The organism is Xenorhabdus hominickii, from assembly GCF_002632725.1.
GTDB lineage: Bacteria > Pseudomonadota > Gammaproteobacteria > Enterobacterales > Enterobacteriaceae > Xenorhabdus > Xenorhabdus hominickii.
Genome location: NZ_NJAI01000011.1, coordinates 58340 through 64339 on the forward strand (window position 1 = coordinate 58340; position 6000 = coordinate 64339).

Below are 6000 nucleotides of genomic sequence, written 5' to 3' on the forward strand. Positions count from 1 at the left end.
AACTTATTTTATTGATCTATTTGACTAAAGAATAACGATTAATTTACGCTGAAATGATTGAGAAAAAATCAACAATAAAGGATTGTAATGAAAGAGCTACCCCCACTGAATTCGTTGAGGGCATTTGAAGCGGCAGCCCGTTACCAAAGTTTAGTCAAAGCAGCAGAAGAATTATGTGTGACACAAGGAGCGGTCAGTCGTCAAATCCGGCGATTGGAGGCTATTTTAGGTATTACTTTATTTGAACGCAGAAATAGGGGGATCTTTTTGACTCCTGCTGGTGAAAAACTCAAACAAACCTGCCAACAAGCATTTGAACTGCTAGCATCGACACTCGATGAACTCCAACAAACATCCCAAGGAACACCGTTAATTGTTTCTTGTGAACCCACAATCATGATGAAATGGTTGCTTCCTAATTTAATGAAGTTTAAGGAAAACTATCCTGATATCGAAATTCATTTAGTCTCAGGGGGTGGCAATATCGACTTTTCGCGAAATTCGGTCAACTTAGCCATTCGGCGAAATGATTTTTTTGGGGAATACGTTTAATAAGTCATCCGTAATCATGAGCAGTCACATATAATCACATATTTAAATTCAACCATTTGATTTTTATTTAAATTAAACCATTCCATTGCTTGCTATAGTCATCATTAGTCACAAACATTCATCTTGTATCATGAAAAAAATGTACATATGTGAGTACATAAACTACATTAAAAGCTGTATTATTTTTTGAGGAAAGTGATATGGCAATTACTGATTCATGGCTGCGTTCCACCAGCGGTAAACCCCAAGAGAAAATGATTACTAAGTCTGATAGGGATAGCTTATCTGTTCGCGTTACCCCTAAAGGAAAAATCATATTTCAATTCAGGTATCGATGGAACGGCAAAGGAGATCGAATTGATATTGGTACTTACCCTGCAACCAGCTTAAAAGATGCTCGTGACGCTGTCACTTTTTACCGAGGAGAACTCGAACAACACCGTAACCCTAAAATAGTTAAACGCGTTCGCAAAGAGTCTGCATTAAGCGCAGTGACCGTAGAGGGACTAATGCGAGAATGGTGGAAGACGACAATGCAAGGCTCAAAAATTGAGGCTGATTCTATTTTGCGTTCTTTCGAAATTCATGTGTTCCCTAAAATCGGTAAACTTCCTCATGATGAGGTGACGCTCCATGTTTGGCTTGCCTTAATTGAAGACATTTCCAAGCAAGTACCGTCAATTGGCACTCGCATATTGACATACTCCAAGACTGCGCATAGATGGGCTGTCCGGCGCGGAATGACCAATTTAACTCCATTATCTGATGTGGAAAAAAGTGATTTAGGAGGAAGAGCTGCGGATGCTGATCTCGATTCTGAGATGGGCGAAAGGACATTAAATGAAGAAGAGTTAGTGGTTCTTTTTAAACTCATTAATGCTTCTGACTACAACCCCCGCAACGCATTAATAATAAAATTGTGCCTGCTATTTGGATGTCGCGTTAGTGAGCTGTTGAAAGCCAAGGTTAACGACTTTGACTATGAGAAGAATGTTTGGATTGTTCCGCCCGCCAACCATAAAACAGGGAGAAGATCCAAGAAGCCCATAATCAGACCTATCATTCCAGCAGCTAAAGAATTAATCGAGCACGCAAAGAAATTAAACGGTGGAAGTTCATATTTATTCACAGTATCTAGCGGAAAACCCTTCGCTCGGGGATCATACATTCAAATAATTACAATTCTTAATAAAAGAATGGCTCCTTACCTGCCTACTTGCGCTCACTGGTCAATTCATGATTTGCGTAGGACTATGCGCACTGAAATTTCCGAATTAACATCACCTCATGTAGCTGAAATTATGCTGGGGCATAAATTGCCGGGAATATGGCAGGTGTACGATAAGCACACCTACCTAGACGAGCAGAGAGAGGCCTATGAACGCTGGTGGGATAAGTTGACTAAAATTGTTTCCCGTTCTCCCAGTCAAAAATATCCTGCCGCAGAAAGTTAAGCTGGTCGGATTTAAATCTGGGTTTTGGGAAGCCTTCTCGTTTTTGCTTCCCATTACCGCACCACAATCTTATTGTATGTGGCTTTACGCCATATCGGCCTGCCAGTTCGTCTGTTTTGATATAAGGTGATTGATTCATCATTTACCTCCTTTCTGATACCGGTTCTCCAAAACTGTTTTCGCCACCATTGCCGGTGTTGCCTTATCACTCCATGTCGCTTCAAAAATAATGCTGTTCAATTCCGTTGTGAGAATATCATCCAAATTTTTTGGTCTCGCAGAGTAGGGCACCTCATCGGGCACCCCGTTCATCATGTCGATAGTGAGTTCAGCGATTGCCTTTTCTCCCCGTTCTGGCTTCCGGTAGCCTGCCTGCCAGACTGCCTCGGTGATATCAGCAGGATCACCCCAGACCGAAGCAATGATTTGGGTGAGGTGGAAGGCGTCATTGATCATTGTTATTCTCTCCACTTTCCAACCAGTTAAAGAGTTGCTGTATATTCTGGGCGTCTATTACTCGTTGCCCTGTATCCAGAACTTTGACTGTTATTTGGGTGCCTTCAATATCGACAGCCTCTTCCTCTATAACTGTTGGTAATTTTTCTTCCTGTTGAATCTGCTCATCTGCCTTCTTCAATAACCCGCTCGCCCATTCTTTCCCGTCATCAATATGACCAGCCAACCCAATTTCATTTTGTGCGTTATCGATGCTTATCATTATTCTTTACCTCGCTTATTACGTGCTTTCTTCACCGGTGTTAATTTCACTTCGGCCACTTTGGGCGCGGGTGGCAGAAGAGGGCAGATGCCCTCATGAATATGTTGGTTACGTCTCATGCGGTGGATAATCCGCTGCGTGTGATCCCTGCCGTCGTCAATGTGGAATGTGGCCTTAACAAGTACATCGTCAATGTCTGCCCGCTGGCGGTGTCCCTTAGTCACGGTCTGCCTCCCTGCAAATGGTTTTGTAAGCCCGCATCATGTGATTGGTTTTGCCTGTGATCACCGTTCTTCTGAAAAACACCCCGGAAGAAGCAGCCCGAACAGGTGTGGCTAACAGGGCAGCATCAACACAACGGTTGTGTAAGCGGCGTTCTGTAATAAAGCTGGCAAGGATGATTTGTGCTGTGTTGCCCTTGTCCTGATATTCGATTTTCATTGAAACGCCCCCTTACACCCGCGTTGGCATGACAACAAACTGAGGGTTGCCATAACGCTGATTGATGTTGTCGCCAAACTTCATTAAGCAAGCGCCTGTCATGCCGGAGGGGTGCATGGAAACGGTGATGAGTCTTGAATCAATCCCAAATATTTTGTAGGGGTAGGCCAAGTACTCAGCCTGAAAGTGGGGAATAACATTTTCCACTTTCTTTGGGATCACGCGGTCTAAATCAGGGAAGCGACCATCCAGCATGGTTAAAACGGTGAATCCAACCCGAATCCCGGCAATATCCCGGTGAACGGCATAAGGTTCTTTGGTGAAATGCAGTTCCGTTGTGTCTGCTTTCTTGGGGATCTTCCCGTGAAACTGCACGATAGCTTTACGGCGCGTATTCACGCCATGCTCTAACCGAAAAGCGACATAGCCGTTTGTTGATTCCAGATATTTTGGAGTGATATTCACCCCACACAGGTAATAACGCGGGTCATTTTTAGCCACACAGACCAGTGCGGCACGTAATAAATTGGAGTTAATGATCATGACTTTACCTCCGCCTTTGAGCATGCATCCAGACTGCTAATCGTGTTTTTGTTGAATCCTTCCGGCATGACAGAGAAGAGCGTGTGATTAGTTGACGTCAGCTGCTCGTCAGTGAATACTGCCTGTGATTTTGCGATAGCCTCCATTGCATCATGGGCCTCCATAGCAATACGCAGCGTGTGTCGATGCCCGCAAGGGTAATTAGCCAAATAGGTCACAATGTACTTTTCCATTTCCATCACCTCACTTTTTGCCAAACAGTTTTTTGAGATCAACACCGTGTACCGCCAGCCATGCTTCGGCAGGCCATGACTTAACATGTCCATATCGGGTGTCAGGAACCTTCACCGCTTCGATGTTGTTTTCCTTGCACCATTTGCGGAGTGGGGCGTACTGGTATTCTTTTTCTGTGGCGTTCTGCACCGCCGTAACCGTTGCGTGTTTTGTGCTTTCACCCAGGCGTTCTTCCAGCTCTCTACATTTGCGGGTAACAGCACCGAGTTTGCCGAGTGCCTGAGCTTCACGACTGCGACTGATCTGTGATTTGGTGCGGCGAGCTTCATCACGTTCTTGAGTAATGACGACCTTTTCTTTTTCAGTTGTCAGCAATGCTTCCAGAGCTGCAATGTAATCACCGGGCAAGGCAAGGGGATTGGTTGCGGTTTTTTTCTGATGAAAGTAAGCTGACTCCATTTTTTCAAAGAAAGACCATGCCTCATCGGTATCAAGAATTTTCGACATGCGAGCCGCACCTTTCTCTGTGAAGAGGGTGATTTGATTTGCGTGTTTATTAACCAAGTCAATATTATTGCCTTGGTTCTTAAATGATTGAAAGTTATCACCTTTAAGAGTGAATACATGAATACCCTCAAGAAAGCGGCTGCGGTGATTAGCGATATTGGAACGGATGTTTGTTGGTTCTGTACCATACCCAGTCGCCAGCGTTTCAGTGGTAACGACACGAACGCCTTGCCACTCGATCACTGGCAGCTTGTTTGAATCGACAGTAATTAATTCGTTTTTCTTGCTCATTATTCTGCTTCCTTAAGTTCAATCTTCATTTTCTTTGCATGACGTCGCATGGCTCTATTAAGTGGTACTCTTAGGAATTCGCCTTCTGTTGAGAAATTGGCGATATATTTTTTTGAATTTAAATAATCACGTTCTTCGTCTTTTCCTAAGCGCATTCCTTGAGGGATGGTCATTCCCATAAATCCTTGTTGCGTTTTACTTCTTTTTATTTTTGCCATCACAATCCCTCCCTAAGAGTTATTTTTGCTTTTCGAACACAGCGCAGATTATTCTTGGTACATTCCTGTTCTTGTTTTTTATCCTGAGATAATAAGAGCGCATTTCCCCATGCTTTGGCGGCGCGGCGAAATAAGCCTTTCAGTTCTAAATTCCGTGCTAATTGCTTTGCTTGTTCATATTCAGTCATGATTAGCCTCCGCCTGTTGAAACTTTTGTTTCCACTTATTTGTTTCAGGATGATTTTCGAGGTGACTTTCCAATACCTCCGCCGTTCGTTTGTTTACTGCTGCTATTTTTCTGTTTTCTTTCTGAGTTCTTATTGCTGCGCTATAGCTGGTATGTAATAAATGCCTTTTTTCGTTATGCTCCTGACGGTATTCAGACCATAATTGAGCATTAATACTGGTGGCTACACTTCTGGCTTTTCCCCAATATGAAGCGGCAAGGTCATACTTCTCTTCTTTCTCTTTCTGGATGGCTGTATTAGCAAAATCTAAATAGGTTTCATTTTTCATTTTATTGGCTCCGTTTTTTGTGCGACATATTCCAGAAGGTGAGTCATGAAATCCTCACCTTTGGAGGTTAAGTTTCCGTTCTTGGTAATAAAGCAGTTGTAGGTATTAATAAGCGCATGTGGCTTATGTGGATTGTTATCTAACTCATCCTCAAAGAATTTAATCAAAGCCTGTGTTAATATTTCCTCGCCTAAATCCAGTCGATAATTAATCTTTCCTACTTTGATTATCTCAGTGTGGGTTCCGAATTTAATTTGTAATGAATCCAATTTGGCGTGTACTAATGCCTTTCGCTTTCTTTCAAGCAAAGTTAATTGTGTCATTTTCTATTTCCCGTTTTTAGGGTGATCAAATCCCCAGCGATGGCGCTGTAATTAAAACGTGTTTATTGTTTTATTATTTTGATTGCAATCGGGAAAGTTTATTCCCTATAGCTATTAATTCATCTTGGGTTTTTCTGTGTTTTTCTATCGCCTTTATGTGTTCCTTCTTAAGTCGAATAATTTCTCTTTCCTGCTTAAGTTTG

13 protein-coding genes are annotated in these 6000 nt (G+C 42.8%); 2 read left to right on the forward strand and 11 right to left on the reverse strand.

Annotation, left to right across the window (positions count from 1 at the left end; genetic code table 11):
- The first annotated feature begins 87 nt into the window (after positions 1–87).
- Both Xhom_RS23145 and Xhom_RS23150 read left to right on the forward strand, forming a co-directional pair.
- Positions 88–552 (forward strand): LysR family transcriptional regulator, encoded by a 465-nt coding sequence (locus Xhom_RS23145; protein WP_069315723.1) that lies wholly within the window; start codon positions 88–90, stop codon positions 550–552.
- 200 nt (positions 553–752) lie between these two features.
- Entirely contained in the window at positions 753–2006 is a 1254-nt protein-coding gene (locus Xhom_RS23150; RefSeq protein ID WP_069315724.1) for a tyrosine-type recombinase/integrase, read from the forward strand.
- A gap of 138 nt (positions 2007–2144) precedes the next feature.
- Here Xhom_RS23150 and Xhom_RS23160 read toward each other — a convergent pair whose 3' ends face one another.
- From Xhom_RS23160 to Xhom_RS23210, 11 genes are read right to left on the reverse strand one after another with little or no spacing between them, the layout of a single operon-like run.
- Positions 2145–2462, reverse strand: a complete 318-nt coding sequence (locus Xhom_RS23160) for a hypothetical protein (RefSeq protein ID WP_069315725.1) — start codon at positions 2460–2462, stop codon at positions 2145–2147.
- A complete protein-coding gene (locus Xhom_RS23165; protein WP_069315726.1) occupies positions 2452–2724 on the reverse strand; it encodes a hypothetical protein in 273 nt (90 codons plus the stop codon). Before Xhom_RS23165 ends, Xhom_RS23160 begins: the two co-directional genes overlap by 11 nt.
- Positions 2724–2948: a hypothetical protein gene (locus Xhom_RS31680; RefSeq protein ID WP_069315727.1), complete on the reverse strand. Its 225-nt coding sequence runs from the start codon at positions 2946–2948 to the stop codon at positions 2724–2726. The genes Xhom_RS23165 and Xhom_RS31680 overlap by 1 nt, the downstream gene beginning before the upstream one ends.
- Complete coding sequence (locus Xhom_RS23175) at positions 2941–3165, reverse strand: hypothetical protein (RefSeq protein ID WP_069315728.1); 225 nt, start codon at positions 3163–3165, stop codon at positions 2941–2943. Before Xhom_RS23175 ends, Xhom_RS31680 begins: the two co-directional genes overlap by 8 nt.
- 12 nt (positions 3166–3177) lie before the next feature.
- Positions 3178–3708 carry a beta clamp domain-containing protein gene (locus Xhom_RS23180; RefSeq protein ID WP_069315729.1) on the reverse strand — a complete coding sequence of 177 codons (531 nt, stop codon included), beginning with the start codon at positions 3706–3708 and terminating at the stop codon, positions 3178–3180.
- Positions 3705–3941 carry a hypothetical protein gene (locus tag Xhom_RS23185; protein WP_069315730.1) on the reverse strand — a complete coding sequence of 79 codons (237 nt, stop codon included), beginning with the start codon at positions 3939–3941 and terminating at the stop codon, positions 3705–3707. Before Xhom_RS23185 ends, Xhom_RS23180 begins: the two co-directional genes overlap by 4 nt.
- A gap of 10 nt (positions 3942–3951) precedes the next feature.
- Positions 3952–4740 (reverse strand): ORF6N domain-containing protein, encoded by a 789-nt coding sequence (locus tag Xhom_RS23190; protein ID WP_069315731.1) that lies wholly within the window; start codon positions 4738–4740, stop codon positions 3952–3954.
- Positions 4740–4958 carry a hypothetical protein gene (locus Xhom_RS23195; RefSeq protein ID WP_069315732.1) on the reverse strand — a complete coding sequence of 73 codons (219 nt, stop codon included), beginning with the start codon at positions 4956–4958 and terminating at the stop codon, positions 4740–4742. The genes Xhom_RS23190 and Xhom_RS23195 overlap by 1 nt, the downstream gene beginning before the upstream one ends.
- Positions 4958–5146, reverse strand: coding sequence for a PerC family transcriptional regulator (locus Xhom_RS23200; protein WP_069315733.1), 189 nt, complete (start codon positions 5144–5146; stop codon positions 4958–4960). Before Xhom_RS23200 ends, Xhom_RS23195 begins: the two co-directional genes overlap by 1 nt.
- A complete protein-coding gene (locus Xhom_RS23205) occupies positions 5139–5474 on the reverse strand; it encodes an ANR family transcriptional regulator (RefSeq protein WP_069315734.1) in 336 nt (111 codons plus the stop codon). The genes Xhom_RS23200 and Xhom_RS23205 overlap by 8 nt, the downstream gene beginning before the upstream one ends.
- Positions 5471–5797, reverse strand: a complete 327-nt coding sequence (locus Xhom_RS23210; protein WP_069315735.1) for a hypothetical protein — start codon at positions 5795–5797, stop codon at positions 5471–5473. The genes Xhom_RS23205 and Xhom_RS23210 overlap by 4 nt, the downstream gene beginning before the upstream one ends.
- Between the last annotated feature and the right edge of the window lie 203 nt (positions 5798–6000).

Coding starts and splice junctions, on each gene's coding strand:
- Xhom_RS23200 (WP_069315733.1), bottom strand. CDS start 5,146: ATGACTGAATATGAACAAGCAAAGCAATTAGCACGGAATTTAGAACTG.
- Xhom_RS23190 (WP_069315731.1), bottom strand. CDS start 4,740: ATGAGCAAGAAAAACGAATTAATTACTGTCGATTCAAACAAGCTGCCA.
- Xhom_RS23210 (WP_069315735.1), bottom strand. CDS start 5,797: ATGACACAATTAACTTTGCTTGAAAGAAAGCGAAAGGCATTAGTACAC.
- Xhom_RS23185 (WP_069315730.1), bottom strand. CDS start 3,941: ATGGAAAAGTACATTGTGACCTATTTGGCTAATTACCCTTGCGGGCAT.
- Xhom_RS23195 (WP_069315732.1), bottom strand. CDS start 4,958: ATGGCAAAAATAAAAAGAAGTAAAACGCAACAAGGATTTATGGGAATG.
- Xhom_RS23160 (WP_069315725.1), bottom strand. CDS start 2,462: ATGATCAATGACGCCTTCCACCTCACCCAAATCATTGCTTCGGTCTGG.
- Xhom_RS23165 (WP_069315726.1), bottom strand. CDS start 2,724: ATGATAAGCATCGATAACGCACAAAATGAAATTGGGTTGGCTGGTCAT.
- Xhom_RS23205 (WP_069315734.1), bottom strand. CDS start 5,474: ATGAAAAATGAAACCTATTTAGATTTTGCTAATACAGCCATCCAGAAA.
- Xhom_RS23145 (WP_069315723.1), top strand. CDS start 88: ATGAAAGAGCTACCCCCACTGAATTCGTTGAGGGCATTTGAAGCGGCA.
- Xhom_RS23180 (WP_069315729.1), bottom strand. CDS start 3,708: ATGATCATTAACTCCAATTTATTACGTGCCGCACTGGTCTGTGTGGCT.
- Xhom_RS23175 (WP_069315728.1), bottom strand. CDS start 3,165: ATGAAAATCGAATATCAGGACAAGGGCAACACAGCACAAATCATCCTT.
- Xhom_RS23150 (WP_069315724.1), top strand. CDS start 753: ATGGCAATTACTGATTCATGGCTGCGTTCCACCAGCGGTAAACCCCAA.